We start from the raw sequence: 19,854 nt of genomic DNA, 5'->3' as shown, positions 1-19,854 counted from the left end.
AGTGCGGGAAAAAGCAGATAGGTCGCCACGCGGCATATTCTAAACAATGACTGACCGGGCCTATGCCCGGTTAGTGCTTTTCAAGACTTCTATATCACCTCTTGGGACTCCCATGGCTTACGAAAACCTGATGGTTTTTACCGGCAACGCGAATCCAGCGTTGGCAGAGGGGGTCGCAAAAAACCTCGGCATCCCTCTCGGTAAAGCAAACGTTTCGAAATTCTCCGACGGCGAAGTAATGGTCGAGATTAACGAAAACGTGCGCGGCAAGGATGTTTTTGTTTTGCAATCCACCTGTGCTCCAACCAACGACAGCCTGATGGAAATCATGCTGATGGTTGATGCCTTGAAACGTGCTTCCGCTGGCCGCATCACCGCCGCAATTCCTTACTTCGGCTACGCCCGCCAAGACCGTCGTCCGCGCTCCGCGCGTGTGGCGATTTCGGCCAAGGTGGTGGCGAACATGCTGGAAGAAGCCGGTGTCGAGCGCGTCCTGATCATGGACTTGCACGCTGACCAGATTCAAGGTTTCTTCGATATCCCAGTCGACAATATTTACGCTTCGCCAATTTTGCTGGGCGACCTGCAAAAGAAAAACTACCAGGACCTGCTGGTGGTGTCGCCGGACGTCGGCGGTGTGGTACGTGCGCGCGCCCTGGCAAAACGCCTGGGCTGCGACCTGGCCATCATCGACAAGCGTCGTCCAAAAGCGAACGTGTCCGAAGTGATGAACATCATCGGTGAAGTCGAAGGCCGCAACTGCGTGATCATGGATGACATGGTCGACACGGCAGGCACGCTGACCAAGGCTGCCGAAGTGCTCAAAGAGCGCGGCGCGAAGAAAGTCGTGGCGTATTGCACGCACGCGGTGCTGTCGGGCCCGGCGATCGATCGTATTTCGGCGTCGTCGCTCGATGAGCTGGTCGTGACCGACACGATCCCCCTGTCCGAAGCGGCCCTGGCCTGCGGCAAGATCCGTCAATTGACGTGCGCGCCGCTGCTGGCCGAGACGTTCAAGCGCATCATCAAGGGCGATTCGGTTATTTCCCTCTTTATCGATTAATTCGGTAAAAGTAGCAACAGACGTAATGCCTGCGGCGCGACCGGCTTTTGCCTGTTGCGCCGCAGTGTTTTAGTTTTCGGGGTGTTTTGCACCCATTTTCGAAGATTCCTGGTCGCGGGAGTCTTCATAACACAAGGCGCAAGCCTTGTTCTTCTTGGAGTTTCACATGAAAGTTATCGCATTTAAACGCGAATTGCAAGGTTCCGGAGCGAGCCGCCGCCTGCGCATTTCCGGCCAAACCCCTGGTATCGTCTACGGTGGCGCTGAAGCCCCGGTGCTGATCTCGCTGGATCACAACGCCCTGTACCACGCGTTGAAAAAAGAAGTGTTCCACTCGTCGATCCTGGACCTGGAAATCGACGGCGTTTCCCAGCAAGTTCTGTTGCGCGACTTCCAAGTCCACGCATACAAACAACTGGTCCTGCACGCTGACTTCCAGCGCGTCGACTCGAAGCAAGCTATCCACGTGAAAGTGGCGCTGCACTTCGTCAACGCTGACGTTTCCCCGGCAGTCAAACTGCACGGCGCGACCATCAGCCACGTAGCCAACGAAATCGAAGTTTCGTGCCTGCCAGGCCAACTGCCAGAATTCATCAACGTTGACCTGTCGAACATCGACGTCGGTCACTCGCTGCACGTTGGCGACCTGGTCCTGCCAGCTGGCGTGACCGCTGTCACCCACGGCGCCAACCTGACCATCGCTACCGCTTCGGTACCGGCTGGCCACGTTGCCGCTGAAGCCGAAGCAGCTGCCGCTGTTGAAGCCGACAAGAAGTAATTTTGCCGCCGCAGCAATGCGGTAGTCGCAAGGAAAAACCCGCCAGGTTCGCCGCGCGGGTTTTTTTCTGCCCGTTTTCACCGATAATACGTTTTTACACTGCAGACACAGCCATGCCCATACGCCTGATCGTCGGCCTCGGCAACCCGGGACCCGAATACGAACAAACCCGCCACAACGCCGGCTTCTGGCTGGTGGACAACCTTGCCAACAGCTTGCCCGGCACGCGCTTGCAGCGCGATTCGCGCTACAACGCCATGCTGGCCAAGACGTCCATCGGCGGCAACGAAGTCTGGCTGCTCGAACCGCTGACCTTCATGAACCGCTCGGGCCAGTCCGTGGGCGCGCTGGCGCGTTTCTTCAAGATCGCCGCCGATGAAGTGCTCGTCGTGCACGACGAACTCGATCTGATGCCAGGTATCGCGCGCCTGAAAAAGGGCGGCTCGGCCGGCGGCCACAATGGCTTGAAAGACATCACGGCCGCGCTGGGCACGCAGGATTACTGGCGCTTGCGCCTGGGCATCGGTCATCCGCGCACCTTGAGCCTGCAGCAACAGGTGGCCGACTTCGTGCTGCACCGCCCGCGCCGCGAAGACCAGGAGCTGATCGAGCAAGCCATCGACAAATCCTTGCAGGTCATGCCGCAGATCGTCGAAGGCAAGTTCGAGGCGGCCACGATGAAGTTGCACACGGCATAGTCATTTCCCCGCCTTGCCGAAGCCGGCCATGACGGTTTTCGCCATCTGCTGCTGGCTGGCCTGGGCGCTGCTGCCTTCGCCCGCGTTGGCGGCGATCAGCAAGCCGTCGCCGCTGCCGGGCGCCAGTGCGATCAGCGCGTGCCAGTAGCCGTTCGAGCCCAGGTGGGTGAGCACGCGCTGCGGCGCCTGCGGCGGAAAATGCATCACGCCCCATCCCAATGCCGCATGCGTGTCGCCCTGCGCCGTGTGCAGCAAGACATACGTTTCCTGTTTCAGCAGCTTGCCCTTGCCTTGCTCGCCATGCAGTTGATCGAGCGCAAACTTGGCCCAGTCTTGCATGCTCAGGTGAATTTCCCCATCGGGCGCCATCATCAGCGGATTGCTGGCCAGCAATCCGGCGATCGGCTTGTTTTCCTTGTGGCCCAGGTTCTGCCCGCGCACGGTGGGGCCGAAGGCGGCCCGCATGCCCAGCGGGCCGAACACTTCTGTCTGCATCAGCTCTTCATACGTCTTGCCCGTGATCCTCTCGGCGATGGCGGCGGCGATCATGGCGCCGCTGTTCGAGTAGTGCGATTCGCCGCGCGGCGCGGCCACCGGCGCGTCGGCCAGCGCGCGCTGCGCGTATTCCAGGCGCAGCAGCGGCAAGGGACGCGTGTCCGTGTAGGTGGCATTGATCCATGCCTCGTCGGGATTCGGAGGCAGGCCGGCGCGGTGCGACAGCAGATCCATCAGGTTGACGTCGCGGTACTCGGCGCGCATGCCGCCCGCCAGCGCGGGCAGCATGCTTGACAGCGGCGCATCCCACGACAGCACGCCCCGTTCCACCAGCCGCGCGATCAGGGTCACCGTCATGGCCTTGCCGTTGGAGCCGATATTCCACACGTCATCGGCGCGCACGGCGTCGTGGCCGTCATTGGCGCGCACGCCCGCCTGCGCCTGTGCATCGATCTTGCCGTCGCGGATCACGAGTATGGCCATGGCCGGCACGCTCTTGTCGGCCAGCGCCTGCTGCAGCAGGGCAGGCAAATCATGGGCGCGGGCGGCGCCGCTGAGTAAAAAGGCGGTGCTGCAAACGAGCGAGGCAAGCAGGGTTTTCATGGTGTTTCCAGTCGATAGGGTAGGATGAACATGTTAAAATGGTCGCAAAACATGATCTAATTATTGTTTTACGATAATTTATTCTAACCACACTTGACGTTTTCGTATACTTTTAAATATGCAAAAAAATCAAACGGGACCGGTGGCACTGAGCCGGCGCGTGCGCTACGGCGTCTCGGGATTCTTTCTGCTGTACCTGCTGCTGACGGTGCTGGGCTGGCTGGCGCCCGCGCCTGCCGTGCAGGGAGCGGTCGGCGGCGCCGGCATGTATGAATTGTTGCTGCAATTGCAGAGCCAGCCATTCGAACGCCTGGCCGCCATGCCCCTGTGGCAGCGTGGATTGGGTCTGGCGCTGGCCTTGCCAGCCTTGTGCGTGCTGGGTGACGCCGTGCGCCAGCTGGCCCTGGTCTTGCGCCAGTTCGAGCAGGGCGTGTATTTCACGCCGCAGGTGGCGCGGCACTTTCGCCGTTTCGCCGGCGGCTTGCTGCTGGGAACGGTGTTGACCTTGCTGGAACCGACCGTGCGCGGCATGCTGTTTGGCTTGCTGGAAGAGGGGACGGGCCAGTTGCGCCTGGTCATCGACATCACGGGCGGCGACCTGTGGACCCTGCTGCTGTGTTCAGTTTTCTTTGCGCTGGCGCAAATCCTCCATGAAGGCCAGCGCCTGGCCGATGAAAACAGCGGGTTCATCTGATGGGCATCGTCGTGCGCCTCGACCTGGTACTGGCCAGGAAAAAAGTGAAATCGAAGGAACTGGCGGCCTTCATCGGCATCACGGAACAGAACCTGTCGCTCTTAAAGTCGGGCAAGGTGCGCGGCGTGCGTTTCGATACCCTGTCGAAAATTTGCGAGATGCTCGAATGCCAGCCCGGCGACATCCTGGAATTCGATGCGTCGCAGCCGGACGACGGGGATGGCGACAGTTAGCGTCACCGGGGCGGTTTTTTTGAAGAGTAGGGTGCATAGAGGTACAATTGACCCTTAGCGCACTAATACAGCAAGATTATCCAGAAAACGCCCGCAACGGCCGTTTTGCACCAGCCGCTTGCCGGCAATATTGATTATTTAAAGGTTTTCCATGAGTCTCCAATGCGGTATCGTCGGCTTGCCGAACGTCGGCAAGTCCACCCTGTTCAATGCACTGACGAAAGCCGGCATTCCGGCTGAAAATTATCCGTTCTGCACCATCGAGCCGAACGTCGGCGTCGTCGAAGTGCCGGATCCGCGCATGGATGCGCTGGCCGCCATCGTCAAGCCGGAACGCATGGTCAACGCCATCGTGGAATTCGTCGACATCGCCGGCCTGGTGGCTGGTGCATCGAAGGGCGAGGGCCTGGGCAACCAGTTCCTGTCGCACATCCGCGAGACGGACGCCATCGTCAACGTCGTGCGCTGCTTCGAAGATGACAACGTCATCCACGTGGCCGGCAAGATCAACCCGCTCGACGATATCGAAGTCATCCAGACCGAACTGGCGCTGGCCGACATGGGCACCGTGGAAAAAGCCATCCACCGCGAAAACAAGAAAGCCCGCTCGGGCGACAAGGACGCGGCCAAGCTGCTGGCCATCATGGAACGCATGATGCCTTACCTGAACGATGCCAAGCCCGTGCGCGCCATGGGTCTCGATGCCGATGAAATGGAACTGATCAAGCCGCTGTGCCTGATCACGGCCAAGCCCGCCATGTTCGTGGCCAACGTGTCCGACACGGGCTTCACCAACAACCCGCTGCTGGACCAGCTGACGGCGTATGCGCAATCGCAAAACGCGCCCATCGTCGCCATCTGCGCCGCGCTGGAAGCGGAAATCGCCGACCTGGACGACGCCGACAAGGGCGCTTTCCTGGCCGACATGGGCATGGAAGAGCCAGGCCTGGACCGCCTGATCCGCGGCGCCTACAAGCTGCTGGGCCTGCAAACCTACTTCACGGCAGGCGTGAAGGAAGTGCGCGCCTGGACCATCCATGTGGGCGACACGGCACCGCAAGCGGCCGGCGTGATCCACACCGACTTCGAACGCGGCTTCATCCGCGCGCAAACCATCGCGTATGACGACTTCATCGCCTACAAGGGCGAGGCGGGCGCCAAGGAAGCGGGCAAGATGCGCGCCGAAGGCAAGGAGTACGTCGTCAAGGATGGCGACGTGCTGAACTTCCTGTTCAACGTCTGATCCTGGCACCGGCCCCATGCGGGCCCACAAAGAACCCTGCAAGTCATTGATTTGCAGGGTTTTTTTTATTGCCCGTCTGTTGGACGCCCCGCCTTGCCGTGCCACCTGTTCCGGCCAGGGCGGTTGCGTCCGTATTGCCTTTTCCTATACAATGAGAATAATTCTCATTTATATTGGTGCGCCTGCGGTTCCGCTGGCCATCGACCACAGGAAGGGTATCGTGAGCACCGCCGAGTTAGCGCTTCAGCAGCAAGTCAGCAGTCTGTACACCGACCACCATCACTGGCTGCGTGGCTTGCTGCGCCGCAAGTTGGGCAATGCCTTCGATGCGGCCGACCTGGCGCACGACGTCTACCTGCACCTGATGAAGACGGGCAGGGTGCCGCCGGCCGGGGAGTCGCGCCGCCACCTGACGCAGATCGCCAACGGCATGGTCATCGACCTGTACCGGCGCCGCCAGATCGAAACGGCCTACCTGGAAGTGCTGGCCCTCGTACCCGAAGCGCTGGTCCCGTCCGAGGAAGAACGCGCGCTGGTGATCGAGGCGCTGACGGAAATCGATGCGATGCTGCACCGGCTGCCCGCCAAGGCACGCACCGCCTTGTTGTTGTGCAAGCTCGACGGTATGAGCTACCGCGACATCGCCGCCGCATTGCAGGTGTCCGTCTCGTCCGTCGAAAAATACATCGCCGCCGGTTTGCTGGCCTGCTACCAGGCCATGCATGCGCCGGACGCCTGAGCCATGGAGGTGGTGATCGCACCGGTTATCGTCCAGCAAGCGGCCCAGTGGATGGCGCGCCTGTGGTCCGATGACGCCAGCGACGAAGACCGGGCTGCCTGTGCCCGCTGGTGCGCCGCCCATCCACACCACGACCTCGCCTGGCAGCGCTTGCAAGCGTTCGAAGGCAAGCTGCACAGCGTACCGCGCGACGCGGCCCGGCACGCGCTGCGCGAGCCGGCGCCGGCCGCCTACCTGAAGCGCCGCCGGGCCTTGACGCTGCTGGCCGTGCTGCTGCCCGTGGGCGGCATGGCGTACCTGCTGCGCGGCACGGATGCCTGGCAAGTGGCCACGGCTGGCCACGCTACTGCCACGGGCGAAATCCGCGAGACTATCTTGCCTGACGGCACGCGCGTGGTGCTCGCGTCCGCTTCCGCCATCGATGTGCGCTTCGACGCCAGCGAGCGCTTGCTGATCTTGCGCAGTGGCGAAATCCTCGTCACGACGGCGCACGATCCCGATCCGGCGCAGCGGCCTTTCCGCGTGCAGGGCCGCCATGGCACGCTGCAGGCGCTGGGCACGCGTTTTAGCTTGCGGCAAGACGAACACACGTCGCGCGTGGCCGTGTTCGAGGGCGCCGTCGAGGTGCGCCTCGCGCATGCGCCTGGTCACGCCGTGGGTATCGCCACGGGCTACAGTGCCATCTTCTCGGCCGATATCGTGCAATCGGCCGCCCCCGTGCCGGCCAGCGCGGCGGCCTGGACCAAGGGCGTGCTGGTGGCCGACAACATGCGCCTGGACGACCTGCTGGCGGAACTGGCCCGCTATCGCCCCGGCCTGCTACGCTGCGACCCGGCCGTGGCCAGCTTGACGGTCAACGGCGTGTTTTCCCTGCGCGACACGGACCGCGCGCTGCATAACCTGGCGCTGGCCTTGCCCGTGCAAATCCTTGCGCGCACGCGCTACTGGGTCACCGTCCAGGCAGCTTCCTGATACGCCTCGGAACATTTTCCGCGGGCCCGATTGAGGGTTTTGCATTCTCGTTCGGGATATAGGGTGAGAGCCACCCCTATCCATTGACCTTATGTCCGTCTTTTTCCGTTTTTCCCATGAGTAGCCCAAGCCGCCAAGCCGGCCCGATCAGCCGGATACTGCACCCCATCCGCGCACGCCTGATCGCCGCCGCAGTGCTCGCCGGCACGGGTTCCATGCTCACCCTGGTGCCGCTGGCGGGCATCGCGCAGCTGGCGCACATCGCCCTGGATCCTGCGCCGGCGCACGGCGATGTGTGGCAGATCATCCTCGCCAGCGTCGCCTGTCTGTTCCTTGGCATGGTGCTGATGTCGCTGGGCGAATTGGCCGCGCACCTGGCCGACAACCGCCTCACCCATCAATTGCGCCTGCAAGCCATGCAGCGCCTGGGGCAGGTGCCGCTGGGCTGGTTTACCAGCCGGGCTTCGGGCGAGGTCAAACAGGCGATGCAGGACGACATCAATACCCTGCACAGCCTCACCGCCCACTTCTATACGACGACAGGGCGTGCCGTGGGCGCCATCGCCATCTCCGTCCTCTATCTGTTCGCCATGGACTGGCGCCTGACCCTCATCGCCATCCTGCCATTTCCCGGCTTTTTCCTGTTCTTCGGCCGCGCCATGAAGGCCAGCGGGAGTAACATGGAGCAATTCGTCGCCGGCATGGGGCGCATCAACAATGCCGTGGTGGAGTTCGTCAACGGCATCCCCGTAGTCAAGGCCTTCGGCGCCACGGGACGCGCGCACGGCAGCTACCGCGCGGCCGTCGATGCGTTTGCCGAGGCGTTCGCCACGTTTACGCGCCCCTTGGTCGGCTCCATGGCGAATGCCAACGCGCTGATCGCGCCCGTCGCCGTGCTGGGCGTGGTAGTGATCGCCGGCACCGTCTTCGTGGCCCTGGACTGGATGGCGCCTGTCGATATCCTGCCGTTCGCGCTGGTGGCGCCCGGGATATCCGCGCCCATGCTGCTGCTGCACTACCTCACGCATGACCTCAACAACGCCACCGGCGCCGCCCGGCGCGTGCAAGCCTTGCTCGACACGCCCGTGCTGGCGCAGCCAGCGCCGGATGAGCAGCAATTGCCGAATGGCACCGAGATCCGCATGGAAGGTGTGGGCTATGCCTACGATGGGCATAACAAGGTGCTGTCGGACATCACGCTCACTTTGCGTCCTGGCACGGTGACGGCCATCGTCGGCGCCTCCGGTTCCGGCAAGTCGACCCTGGCGCGCTTGCTGCTGCGCTTTTTTGATCCCACTGAAGGGCGCATCACCGTGGGGGGCGTCGACCTGCGGCACATCGCCACGCCCGAACTGTACCGGCGCATCGGTTTCGTGCTGCAGGAAGTGCGGCTGATCCATGCCAGCGTGCGCGAGAACATCGGGCTGGGCCGGCCATCGGCCAGCTTGCATGAAATTGAAGAGGCGGCGCGCCTGGCGAACATCCACGAGCGCCTCCTGGCCTTGCCACGCGGCTACGATTCCGTCATCGGCGAGGATGCGCAACTGTCCGGCGGCGAGTTGCAGCGCGTGAGCATCGCCCGCGCCGTGCTGCTCGATCCGTCCGTGCTGGTGCTCGATGAAGCGACGGCCGCGGCCGATGCGGAAAACGAAGTGGCGATCCAGGACGCGCTGTCGCGCTTTGCCCAAGGCCGCACCTTGCTGGTGATCGCGCACAGGCTCGACACCATCATGCATGCCGACAACATTGTCGTTGTCGAGAACGGCGCCATCGTCGAGCAGGGCAGCCATGCCGGTTTGCTCGCCCGCCAGGGCCGCTATGCGCAACTGTGGGCGCTGGGCGGCTATCAGGCATCCTCTGACGACGTGGAGTTCCCATGCTGAAAACGTTCATTCAATTGCTGGGCGATGACGCCCCCGTGTTCCGCCGCTACTGTGCCATGGCGTTCGCGTATGGCGTGCTCAGCGGCTTGACGATCACGGCGCTGGTGCTGGCCCTGGGCCGGCTGCTGGCCGGCGATACGGGCGGCGCGGCCCTGTGGCTAAGCGTGCTGCTGGCCGGGCTGGCCGCTTGCTGGGCCTGGCGGTGCCAGGTGGAAAAAGCGGGCGTTCGCGTGGGCGTGACGGTGCTGCAAGGGGCGCGCCAGCGCCTGGGCGACCATGTGGCGCGCCTGCCCGTCGGCTGGTTCACGCCGGAAAACACAGCCAAGCTGGCCCACGTCATCACGCAGGGCATGATGAATGTGGCGCAACTGCCCGCCCACGTGCTCACGCCCGTCATCTGCGGCGCCGTCACGCCCGTGGTGATGCTTGCCGTACTGTTCGCGCTGCACTGGCAGCTGGGCGTGATGGCGCTGTTGGCGCTGCCCCTGCTGGGCGGCACCCTGCGGCTCACGGCGCACCTGGGCCAGCGCGCCGACGATGCCTATCAACATCATTTTGCCCAGACCAGCCAGCGTCTGGTCGAGTTTGCGCAAGCGCAATCCGTGTTGCGCGCCTTCCATGGTAACGGCGGTGGCGCAGCTGACGGCGGCACGCGTTTCCTGCAGCAAGCCATCGACGCGCAGCGCCACGCGGGCACGCGGCTCATTTACCTGTCGGCGCTGTCGTCGGTGCTCAACGCCTGGAGCGTGCAAGCCATCTTTGCCGCCTTGCTGGCCGCCGCCGCGCTGTGGCTCACCAGTTTGCCGGGCGGTATTGCCGGCGCGGGCGACGCCATCGCCGTCATTGTGGCTTTGCTGCTGGTGGTGCGCTTTGTCGATCCGCTGCAGGAAGTGGCCAGCTATGGCGAAGTGCTGCGCGGCGCGCGCGGCCCACTGGACGCTGCGCGCACTATTTTCGCCGTGCAGCCTTTGCCGGAAGCACACAAGCCGCAAGCGCCGCGCGATGGCGGGGTCGAGTTGCGCGATGTGCACTTCCGCTATGCACAGGACCAGTCCGACGTCTTGACGGATATCAACCTGCAGATTGCGCCAGGCAGCATGACGGCGCTGATCGGCGCTTCCGGCTCCGGCAAGACGACCCTGGTGCGCCTGATTGCGCGCTTCTTTGACGCCAGCCAGGGCGCGGTGCTGGTGGGCGGCGTCGATGTGCGCGATATGTCCAGCGAGCAATTGGCCGGCCAGATCAGCCAGATATTCCAGGACAGTTATCTGTTCCAGGGCAGCGTCGCCGACAATATCCGCATCGGCAAGCCGGGCGCCACCGAAGCCGAGGTGCGGGAAGCGGCGCGCCAGGCCGGCGTGTTTGAGATCATCGCCCGCTTGCCGCAGGGATTCGATACCCTGGTCGGCGAGGGCGGCGCGCGCCTGTCCGGCGGCGAGCGCCAGCGCATCGCCATTGCCCGCGCGCTGGTCAAGGATGCGCCCATCCTGCTGGTCGACGAGGCGACGGCCGCGCTCGACGCGGAAAACCAGGCCGCCATCGCCGAGGCGCTGGCGCGGCTGCGCGGCCAGCGCACGGTGATCGTCATCGCCCACCAGCTGTCGACGGTGGCCATGGCCGACCAGATCGTCGTGCTCGATGGCGGCACCTTGGGCGAGCAGGGAGCGCCAGCCACCTTGCACGCGCAGGGCGGCCTGTATGCGCATTTCCTGGCCCAGCGCCAGGCGGCCAAGGGCTGGCGCATCGCGTCGGCCGCGCCGCCGCCATGAACGGGATGATGATTTGATACATGCGCGTCTGCTGTTCCTGTTCTTGATCCTGTGTTGCGCCTCGTTGCTGGTCGGTGCCGGGCACAACGCCTGGACGCAGCTGTTTGCGCTGTCCGGCGCACCGTCCGCCGATGCATGGCTGACCCTCACGGCCAGCCGCCTGCCGCGCCTGGCGGCGCTGGTGCTGACGGGCGTGGGGCTGTCCGTGTGCGGCGTCATCCTGCAGCACATCGTGCGCAACAAATTCGTCGAACCGGCCACTTCGGGCGGCCTCGACGCGGCCAAGCTGGGCATCCTCGTGGCGCTGACCGTGGCGCCTGCGGCGGGCACGGCCGGCAAGATGGCGTTCGCGCTGGCCTTCTGCTTTGCCGCCAGTTTGATCTATGTGGCGCTGATCCGCCGCATCCGCTTCAAGAACACGATCCTCGTGCCCGTGATCGGCCTCGTGTATGGCGGCGTGCTCAGTGCCGTGGCCGAATTCTATGCCTACCGCCACAATATGTTGCAAAGCATGCAGGGCTGGCTGCTCGGCGATTTCTCGAAGATCGTGCAAGGCAACTACGAAATCATTTATCTGATCCTGCCCATCGTTGCTTTCACGTATAGGTACGCGCAGCGTTTTACCGTGCTGGGCATGGGCGAGGGCATGGCCACCAGCCTGGGCCTGAACTATGCGTGGACGGTGGCGCTGAGCCTGATGCTGGTGGCCGTCACGGTGGCGGCCACGGTGATCACGGTGGGGGCGATCCCGTTTGTCGGGCTGGCCATCCCGAACCTGGTGGCGCTGCGCTACGGCGACAAGCTGGACCGCACCCTGCCCATCGTCGCGCTGGGCGGCGCTTCGCTGCTGCTCGCTTGCGACATCGCCGGGCGCTTGCTGATCTACCCGTTCGAAGTACCGATCGGCCTGACGGCGGGCGGCGTGGGCGGGATGCTGTTTCTCTTCCTGATCATCCGGGGGCGGCGATGAGGCGGATAGTCAACCAGCGGACGCTGTGGCTGGCCATTGTTTGCCTTGCGCTGGCCTTCCTCTTCCTCGGCGCCAGCCTCGACTTTGATTACGTCATTCCCAAACGATTGTCGCGCCTGGCCGCCATCGTCATCGGCGGCGTCTGCGTGGCCGTCTCGTCCATCGTTTTCCAGACCATCGCCGGCAACCGGATACTGACGCCGGCCGTCATGGGCTACGAAGCCGTATATTTGCTGCTGCAATCGCTGCTGCTCCTCGCGATGGGCATGCACAGCGTGGTGCTGCTGGGACCGAACGGCAATTTTGTCGTGTCGATGGCGCTGATGCTGGCCTATTCCTGGGCCATCCATTATTGGCTGTTTCGTGATGGCAAGAACAACGTGTATTTCCTGTTGCTGCTGGGATTCGTGCTGACGATGGTGCTCGGCACGTTTGCCCAGTTCATCCAGTTGCGCATCAGTCCCGGCGAATTTGCCATTTTGCAAGGATTCAGCCAGGCCTCGTTCAACAAGGCGCAGCCCGCGCAATTGCTGTATTCGACCCTGCTGGTGGGCGCCGTTTGCGTGGCCGTGGTGAAAACCCTGCCGGCGCTCGACGTGCTGGCGCTGGGCCGCGAGCAAGCCATCTCGCTCGGTATCGATTACCGGCGCATGGTGCAGTGGCAGCTGGCGCTGGTCGCCGTGCTGGTGGCCGTGTCGACCAGCTTGCTGGGCCCCACTGCCTTCATGGGCATCTTTGTGGCCAACACGACGTACGCCCTGGCGCGCACGGGGCGCCACCGCGCCACCTTGCCGCTGGGCTGCGCCATCGCCATCGCCATCTTCCTCGCCGCCCAGCTGCTGGTCGAGCACGTTTTCAACTACCGCACCACGGTCGGCATCCTCGTCAACCTGGTGTGTGGCGCGTACTTTCTCGCGCTCATGGTCCGCACCCGAGGCACAGCATGATCCACGTCAACCATATCGAAAAAAGCTACGGCGCCAGGCGCGTGCTGGACAAGGTCAGCGCGCAGTTTCCCAAGGGGCAAGTGACGTCCTTGATCGGCCCGAATGGCGCCGGCAAGACGACCTTGCTGATGCTCATCGCGCGCCTGCAGGAAGCGAATGGCGGCGAGATTACGATAGACGGACGCAGCATCGCGGACATCCAGATCCGGGACTATGCGCGCCAGGTGGCCACTCTGCGCCAGTCGCCCGATTTTCAGTTGCGCCTGACGGTGGAAGAGCTGGTCGCCTTTGGCCGCTTTCCGTACAGCCGTGGCGTGTTGATGCCGCAGGACCGGCAAGCCATCGATGACGCCATCGCCTTTTTGTCGCTGGAGCATTTGCGCCTGGCGTATGTCGATGAGCTGAGCGGCGGCCAGCGCCAGATGGCCTTCCTGGCCATGACGATTGCCCAGCAGACGGATATTTTGCTGCTCGACGAACCGCTCAACAACCTCGACATGAAACACGCCGTGCAGATCATGCGCGCGCTGCGGCGCCTGTGCGACGAGCAGGGCCGCACCGTGATCCTGGTGATCCACGACATCAATTTCGCCGCCAACTATTCGGACCACATTGTCGCCATGCAGGGCGGCGCCGTGCGCTTTTCTGGCTCCGCGCACGAGGTCGTGACGGAACAGCGCTTGCGGGCCCTGTACGACATCGATTTCCACATCGTGCGCAACGAGCGCGGCTGCGTCTGCAATTACTTTACCCCCACAGGAGCTTGAGATGATCTGGAACCAACCCCGTCTGGCAATCGCCGTGCTGCTCGCCGCCATGACCGCCCTGCAAGGCTGCACCGACAAGGTGGCCACGGCGCCGCAGGCACCTGCCGCTGCAGCTTCACAGCAGGCATTCTCTCCCATCCCCATCGTGCATAAATTGGGCACGACGGTGATCGAACAGCGTCCGCAAAGGGTGGCCGTGCTCGACATGAACGAAGTCGATTTCCTCGACCAGCTGGGCGTGCCCGTGGCCGGCATGGTGAAGGATTACGTGCCGCATTTCCTCACGCGCTACAAGGATGACCAGGGTATCCGCGATCTGGGCGCCATCGTGCAACCCAACCTCGAGCACATCCACGCGCTCCAGCCCGACCTGATACTGATGACGTCGATCCAGGCCAGCCACTACAAGGAATTGAGCCAGATCGCGCCCACCTTGCACTTCGACGTGGATTACCAGAACAGCGAGAGCCAGCACATCGATGTGGTCAAACAACACTTGCTGACCCTGGGCCGCATCTTCGGCAAGGAAGACATCGCCAGCCGCAAAGCGCAGGAACTCGACGCCAAGGTGGCGGCTGCGCGCAAAGTGACGCAGGACCGTCCCGAGACGGCGCTGATCGTACTGCACAACAATGGCGCCTTCAGTGCATTCGGCGTGCAGTCGCGCTACGGTTTTGTTTTTGATGCGCTGGGCGTGAAACCTGCCAGCTCGGCCATCGAAGCGGGCTTGCATGGCCAGCCCATTTCCAGCGAGTTCATCCAGCAAGCCAATCCCGACATCCTCTATGTGGTGGACCGCACGGCCGTGATGGAACACCGTCCCATCATGACGGCAGAGCAGATGGCCAATCCGCTGTTGCGCCAGACCAATGCCTGGAAGAACGGACGCGTGGTCTTCGCCGATGCGGACGCCTGGTACATCACGGCGGCTAGCGTGACGTCACTCAAGTTGGTAATCGACGACGTGCTGAAGGGCTATCAGTAATCAGCATATTTCGTAATGATTCGTATTTGCATTGAGGGTTTTGCCTGTTCGTTCGGGAGATAGGGTGAAAGCAAGCAATCATCCCTTCTGAAAGGATTTACCGTATGACACAACGCATGGCAACGCGCCACCTTCCCGCCTTGACATTGAACCGCATTGCCACGGCCGTGCAACTGGCGCTGATCACGGGCTTGAGCGTGGGTGCGCTGGGCATGGCGGCCCCGCCGGCCTACGCGCAAGCGGGGGCGGCGCAGGCCCGGCAAGCGTTCAGCGTACCGGCCGGTGCGCTGGGCCTGGCGCTCAATACCTTTGCCGCCGAGGCGGGCATCGAATTGACGGTCGAGGCTAGCCTGCTGCAAGGCAAGAACAGCGCCGGCCTGTCCGGCAGCTACAGCGTGCCCGAAGGCTTTCATGAATTGCTGCGCGGCCACGGCTTGCAGGCCGTGCGCGAGGGCAATGGCAGCTATACGCTACGCCGCGAACCGGCGCACAGCGCCGCTGCCGAGGTTGCCGCGACCATGCCGGCCGTGACGGTCTGGGGCAAGGGCAGCACCGTCACGGATGCCTACGCCGGCGGACAGGTGGCGTCCGGCGGCCGCGTGGGATTCCTGGGCGACAAGGACTTCATGGAAACCCCGTTCAACACCATCAGCTATACGGACCAGTTCATCGAGGACCGGCAGGCGCGCGACATCACCGATGTGATTTCCGCCACCGACCCTACCGTCTTCAGCAGCGGCATGACGGGCATCATCGGCGAGAATTACTCGATACGGGGCTTCAGCTCGAATATCGGCGACGTCGCGTTTGGTGGCCTGTACGGCATCTCTCCGTATTACCGCACCTCGCCCGAAATGTTCGAGCGCATCGAGGTGCTGAAAGGGCCGTCAGCCTTGCTCAATGGCATGCCGCCGGGCGGCTCGGTGGGCGGCAGCATCAACCTCGTGCCCAAGCGCGCGGGCGATGCGCCGCTGGCGCGCGTGACGGCCTCGTACATGTCGGACGCGCAATGGGGTGGCCATGTGGACCTGGGCCAGCGTTTTGGCGAGCATCAACAATTCGGTATCCGCGTCAACGGCGTCTACCGCGATGGCGACGGCGCCATCGACCATCAGAAAAAGAAGACCCGGCTCGTCTCCGTGGGCCTGGACTGGCGTGGCAACGGCGCGCGCCTGTCGGCCGACCTGTATCACAGCGAGGACCGCGCCGATGGCTTGAACCGGGGTGTCAACCTGGCCGCCGGCTTGCCCGTGACGCGTCCGCCGAAAGCGGAGACCTTGTTGAATCCCAGCTGGGCGTTCTACGATACCAAGGACAAGGGCGCCATGCTGCGCGGCGAGCTGGACCTGAACGAGCAGGTGATGGCGTATGCGGCCGTGGGCGCCAGCCGGGCCGACTACCAGTCGACGGGCGCGTATCTGATCCAGGTCTACAACACGGCTGGCGACTACCGCACCAATCTTGCCGACCTGGGTTTTGATGTGGAAAAACAGTCGGCGGAAGCGGGCTTGCGGGGCAAGCTGCGCACGGGCGATATCGGCCATCAATGGGCCGTGAACGCCACCTATTATCACCACACGGACAAGCAGTACGGACGCAGGAATACCCTGGCGAAAGACTGGATCACGAATATCTACCACCCCGTCTGGGGACCGGCGACGCGCTTCGAGGCGCCGCAAATTTCCAAGGCGGAACTACGCCTGGCCAGTGTCGGCCTGGTCGACACGCTGTCCTTTGCGCAAGACACCGTGCAGCTGACGGTGGGCTTGCGCCGCCAGGAAGTGCTCAGCGATAACTTCAACATCAAGACGGGCGCGCGCACCTCGCGCTATGACGAAGGCGCCACCACGCCCGCCATCGCCCTGCTGGTCAAGGCCAGCAAGACGGTTTCCCTGTACGGCAATTACATCGAAGGCTTGAGCCAGGGCGCCACGGCGCCGTTGACGGCGGCTAACTCGGGTGAGGTCTTTGCGCCGTACAAGTCGAAGCAGGCGGAGCTTGGCGTCAAGGTCGACCTGGGCGAGTTCGCGCATACGGTCAGCGCGTACGAAATCAGGCGGCCCAGCAGCTATGTCGACCCGGTCAGCAATATCTTTTCCTTTGGCGGCGAACAGCGCAACCGCGGCATCGACTGGGGCTTCTTCGGTTCGCCCCTGCGCGACGTGCGCCTGATGGGCGGCGTGGCGTATGTCGACCCGGTCTTGAGCAAGACCGTGGGCGGCGCCAACCAGGGCAAGCAGGCAACGGGTGTGCCCAGGCTGCAAGCCAAGCTCGGCGTCGAATGGGATACGCCCGCCATCCCCGGCGTGACCCTGACGGCGAACGCGACGGCGGCATCGAAGCAATACATCAATGCCGACAATTCGCTGTCCGTGCCGGGCCGTACCGTGTGTGACCTGGGTGCCCGCTATGCGACGAAGGCGGCGGGCCGGCCCCTGACCGTGCGCGCCAGCGTGACGAACGTCGGCAACCGGGCGTACTGGGCGCTGCCGCAATGGACCAGCCTGGGCCTGGGCGCGCCGCGCACGGTCATGCTGTCGGCCACGACGGAGTTTTAAGCCGGCTAATCGTCCGGGCCCCGCGCCAGGCTGCTTGAACGTTGCCACGTCCACATCAGGCCGATGCCGGCCGAGGTGCCGCTGTTCTGGCGCAGCAGGGGGCTGGCGCGGTTGGCGGCGCCTGTGTAGTTGTCGTAGCGCAAAAAGGCAAAGGCGCGCCAGTCCCGCTGCAGCCGGTATGAACCGCCCAGGCCCAGCCGCGTGAGCATCAATCCACTTTTTGCCGCATACGCCGGGCGCTGAGCGGTGGCAAACGCGGGGCTGACGCCATACAAGTAATCATGGATGGCGACATTGCCCAGCACGGCGCCCAGGCTGGCATCGACATGCCATGCCTGCTGCTCGCCTTGCAGCGCGTACACGAAGCGTGGCTCGAACGTGGCGCCCTGGCGGCGCAGGCCGCCGCGCGCTTCGATGACGGCGCGCAAGGGCAGTTCCAGGCCCAGGCGGCTGTGTTGCGTCGGCTCGGCCAGCTTGATTCTCAGGCGCGGGCCAAATTCCACCAGGGTGCCCAGGTCCGGCATGCCGCGCCGGGCCGGCACGTCGCTGGAGCGGGCCGGCAAGGACAGGGCAAAGCCGATATCGACATCGAGGCGATCCGTGTCGAGCAGGCGCGCGCCCACGCCGGAGCGGTCGGCGCGCAAGACTTTTCCGCGATAAATCAGATAGGGCAGGGCCAGGCTGCGCGTCGAGCGTTCGCTGGCGCCCGGATAGGCGGGCGTGACGGCCGTGCCGCCAAACACGCCCGCTTCCCATAATGGCAAGGCTGGCTCGGTGGCATGTGCTGGCGCCATGCCGGCGAAGAGGGGGCAGGCGGCCAGCAAGGTGCGTGCGATGTTCATTGCTGGACTCCGCAAGGCTTGCCGACTGGCAGCGATTCCAGGTCCGTCAATGCGTCCGGTTTCTTTGCCAGCGCGATGGCCTGGCGGAAATGAAATGCGGCCGCGTCATAGCGGCAGGCGGCGCTGGCAGCGCGTCCCGCCTGGTAGTGCAAGCGGGCTTGCCAGGCAGCATCGCCATGACCGAGTTCCGCATTCTCGGCTGCGGCCGCGTAGTTGCGCATGGCTTGCGCCCAGTCGCCCTGGCTGGCCGCCTGCCGCGCGAACTGTTCCAGCTGCGCCGCCGTGCGCAGTTCGATTTGCGTGGAGCAGGCACCCAGCGCCATCAAGACAAGCGGCAGGACGAGGCAGGCGCGGAGGGGGAGCAGTGTGGGCATGACGCCACTGTAGCGCATGGGCAGGCGCGCACGTTTGCGCGCTACGCATGAATTGGAGAATTGTCCGCGCACGGATGACATATAATTTGCACACGACGTTGTTATTTTTGACAATACACCTCACGGGAGCACCATGTTTTCACGCAAATTCCATTCTTGTGCACAGCTGATGCTGACTACCTTGCTGATGGGCTTTATCGCCGCTTCCCCCGCACGCGCGCAGCAAGCGGCCGTCAAATTGCCGAATGTAGTGATTCTGGCCACGGGCGGCACCATCGCCGGCAGCGGCGCCGACAGCACCACCACCGTCGGCTACACCTCGGCTACCGTGGGCGTCGAACGCCTGATTGCGGCCGTGCCGGAACTGAAAAAAGTGGCGAATGTGAAAGGCGAGCAAGTGTTCCAGATCGCCAGCGAAAGCATGGGCAATAGCCACTGGCTGGCCCTGGCCAAGCGCATCAACGTGCTGCTGGCCTCGAACGATGTCGATGGCGTGGTCGTCACGCACGGCACCGACACCATCGAGGAAACGGCGTATTTCCTGAACCTGACCGTGAAAAGCCATAAACCGGTCGTGGTGGTGGGCGCCATGCGTCCGTCGACCGCCATCTCGGCTGACGGCCCCATCAACCTGTATAACGCCGTCATGCTGGCCGGCAGCAAGGAAGCCGTGGGCAAGGGCGTATTGGTGGCCTTGAACGACCAGATCAACGCGGCGCGCGAAGTGACCAAGACGAATACGTCCACCACCGATACCTTCAAGTCGCCGGAACTGGGCATGCTCGGCTACATCCAGGGCAGCAAGGCCTTTTTCTACCGCCAGTCGACGCGCAAGCACACCCTGGAATCGGAATTTGACATCAGCAAGCTCGATGCCCTGCCGCAAGTCGATATCGTCTACGGCTACGCCAACATGAACCGGGTCGGCATCGATGCCTTCATTGCCGCTGGCGCCAAGGGCATCATCCACGCGGGCGTGGGCGATGGCAGCGTGGCCGCGCAAATGAAGCCGGCCCTGGTGGAGGCGCGCCAGAAGGGCGTGCTGATCGTGCGTTCGAGCCGCGTGGGCCAGGGTATCGTGGCGCGCAATGGCGAAGCCAACGACGATGAACTCGACAGTGTCGTGTCCGACACCCTGAACCCGCAAAAAGCCCGCATCCTGCTGATGCTGGCCTTGACAAAAACGAACAGCACGCAAGAAATCCAGCGTATTTTCTATACCTATTGATCGCCATCACGCC

19 protein-coding genes are annotated in these 19,854 nt (G+C 63.5%); 16 read left to right on the top strand and 3 right to left on the bottom strand.

Annotated features, from left to right (window positions below):
• Window positions 1-112 precede the first annotated feature (112 nt).
• From AC54AF_RS02390 to pth, 3 genes are all read left to right on the top strand, one after another.
• Window positions 113-1,063 carry a ribose-phosphate pyrophosphokinase gene (locus AC54AF_RS02390; RefSeq protein WP_131688255.1) on the top strand — a complete coding sequence of 317 codons (951 nt, stop codon included), beginning with the start codon at window positions 113-115 and terminating at the stop codon, window positions 1,061-1,063.
• Window positions 1,064-1,229: 166 nt separating this feature from the next.
• Window positions 1,230-1,841 (top strand): 50S ribosomal protein L25/general stress protein Ctc, encoded by a 612-nt coding sequence (locus AC54AF_RS02385; protein WP_131688254.1) that lies wholly within the window; start codon window positions 1,230-1,232, stop codon window positions 1,839-1,841.
• 113 nt (window positions 1,842-1,954) lie between these two features.
• Entirely contained in the window at window positions 1,955-2,539 is a 585-nt protein-coding gene (gene pth, locus AC54AF_RS02380; protein WP_034753275.1) for an aminoacyl-tRNA hydrolase, read from the top strand.
• On the opposite strand, the gene AC54AF_RS02375 is transcribed toward pth, so the two are convergent.
• The gene (locus AC54AF_RS02375) at window positions 2,540-3,637 is read right to left on the bottom strand and encodes a serine hydrolase domain-containing protein (RefSeq protein WP_496635132.1); all 1,098 of its coding nucleotides are present in this window, start codon (window positions 3,635-3,637) and stop codon (window positions 2,540-2,542) included. It abuts the gene before it with no gap.
• A 118-nt stretch (window positions 3,638-3,755) separates the two neighbouring features.
• Here AC54AF_RS02375 and AC54AF_RS02370 point away from each other — a divergent pair, with 118 nt between their 5' ends.
• The 12 genes from AC54AF_RS02370 (at window position 3,756) to AC54AF_RS02315 (ending at window position 17,397) form a co-directional block, all read left to right on the top strand.
• Window positions 3,756-4,331: a hypothetical protein gene (locus AC54AF_RS02370; RefSeq protein ID WP_496635130.1), complete on the top strand. Its 576-nt coding sequence runs from the start codon at window positions 3,756-3,758 to the stop codon at window positions 4,329-4,331.
• The gene (locus tag AC54AF_RS02365) at window positions 4,331-4,564 is read left to right on the top strand and encodes a helix-turn-helix domain-containing protein (RefSeq protein ID WP_034778346.1); all 234 of its coding nucleotides are present in this window, start codon (window positions 4,331-4,333) and stop codon (window positions 4,562-4,564) included. The genes AC54AF_RS02370 and AC54AF_RS02365 overlap by 1 nt, the downstream gene beginning before the upstream one ends.
• Window positions 4,565-4,715: 151 nt before the next feature.
• On the top strand, window positions 4,716-5,807 hold the full coding sequence (gene ychF, locus AC54AF_RS02360) for a redox-regulated ATPase YchF (RefSeq protein ID WP_034778348.1): 1,092 nt from the start codon (window positions 4,716-4,718) through the stop codon (window positions 5,805-5,807).
• Between the two features lie 220 nt (window positions 5,808-6,027).
• Window positions 6,028-6,546 carry a sigma-70 family RNA polymerase sigma factor gene (locus AC54AF_RS02355; protein WP_496635128.1) on the top strand — a complete coding sequence of 173 codons (519 nt, stop codon included), beginning with the start codon at window positions 6,028-6,030 and terminating at the stop codon, window positions 6,544-6,546.
• A 12-nt stretch (window positions 6,547-6,558) separates the two neighbouring features.
• Window positions 6,559-7,518, top strand: coding sequence for a FecR domain-containing protein (locus AC54AF_RS02350; RefSeq protein WP_496635126.1), 960 nt, complete (start codon window positions 6,559-6,561; stop codon window positions 7,516-7,518).
• 116 nt (window positions 7,519-7,634) lie between these two features.
• Window positions 7,635-9,401, top strand: coding sequence for an ABC transporter ATP-binding protein (locus AC54AF_RS02345; RefSeq protein ID WP_496635124.1), 1,767 nt, complete (start codon window positions 7,635-7,637; stop codon window positions 9,399-9,401).
• Window positions 9,395-11,170, top strand: coding sequence for an ABC transporter ATP-binding protein (locus AC54AF_RS02340; RefSeq protein WP_496635122.1), 1,776 nt, complete (start codon window positions 9,395-9,397; stop codon window positions 11,168-11,170). The genes AC54AF_RS02345 and AC54AF_RS02340 overlap by 7 nt, the downstream gene beginning before the upstream one ends.
• A gap of 16 nt (window positions 11,171-11,186) precedes the next feature.
• Entirely contained in the window at window positions 11,187-12,140 is a 954-nt protein-coding gene (locus AC54AF_RS02335; protein ID WP_496635436.1) for an ABC transporter permease, read from the top strand.
• On the top strand, window positions 12,137-13,087 hold the full coding sequence (locus AC54AF_RS02330) for an iron chelate uptake ABC transporter family permease subunit (protein ID WP_496635120.1): 951 nt from the start codon (window positions 12,137-12,139) through the stop codon (window positions 13,085-13,087). The genes AC54AF_RS02335 and AC54AF_RS02330 overlap by 4 nt, the downstream gene beginning before the upstream one ends.
• Entirely contained in the window at window positions 13,084-13,854 is a 771-nt protein-coding gene (locus AC54AF_RS02325; RefSeq protein WP_496635118.1) for an iron ABC transporter ATP-binding protein, read from the top strand. The genes AC54AF_RS02330 and AC54AF_RS02325 overlap by 4 nt, the downstream gene beginning before the upstream one ends.
• Before the next feature lies 1 nt (window position 13,855).
• Window positions 13,856-14,839: a siderophore ABC transporter substrate-binding protein gene (locus tag AC54AF_RS02320; RefSeq protein WP_496635116.1), complete on the top strand. Its 984-nt coding sequence runs from the start codon at window positions 13,856-13,858 to the stop codon at window positions 14,837-14,839.
• A 104-nt stretch (window positions 14,840-14,943) separates the two neighbouring features.
• Entirely contained in the window at window positions 14,944-17,397 is a 2,454-nt protein-coding gene (locus tag AC54AF_RS02315; protein ID WP_496635114.1) for a TonB-dependent siderophore receptor, read from the top strand.
• Window positions 17,398-17,402: 5 nt separating this feature from the next.
• Here AC54AF_RS02315 and AC54AF_RS02310 read toward each other — a convergent pair whose 3' ends face one another.
• Entirely contained in the window at window positions 17,403-18,239 is an 837-nt protein-coding gene (locus AC54AF_RS02310) for a MipA/OmpV family protein (protein WP_496635112.1), read from the bottom strand.
• Window positions 18,236-18,613: a hypothetical protein gene (locus tag AC54AF_RS02305; protein ID WP_496635110.1), complete on the bottom strand. Its 378-nt coding sequence runs from the start codon at window positions 18,611-18,613 to the stop codon at window positions 18,236-18,238. The genes AC54AF_RS02310 and AC54AF_RS02305 overlap by 4 nt, the downstream gene beginning before the upstream one ends.
• 169 nt (window positions 18,614-18,782) lie before the next feature.
• On the opposite strand from AC54AF_RS02305, the gene AC54AF_RS02300 reads away from it, so the two are divergent.
• Window positions 18,783-19,841: a type II asparaginase gene (locus tag AC54AF_RS02300; protein WP_496635108.1), complete on the top strand. Its 1,059-nt coding sequence runs from the start codon at window positions 18,783-18,785 to the stop codon at window positions 19,839-19,841.
• Window positions 19,842-19,854: the final 13 nt, after the last annotated feature.

Source organism: Janthinobacterium sp. JF4, from assembly GCF_059617925.1.
Note: the sequence above shows the minus strand (reverse complement) of the source record. Positions and strands in the feature narration are given on the sequence as shown.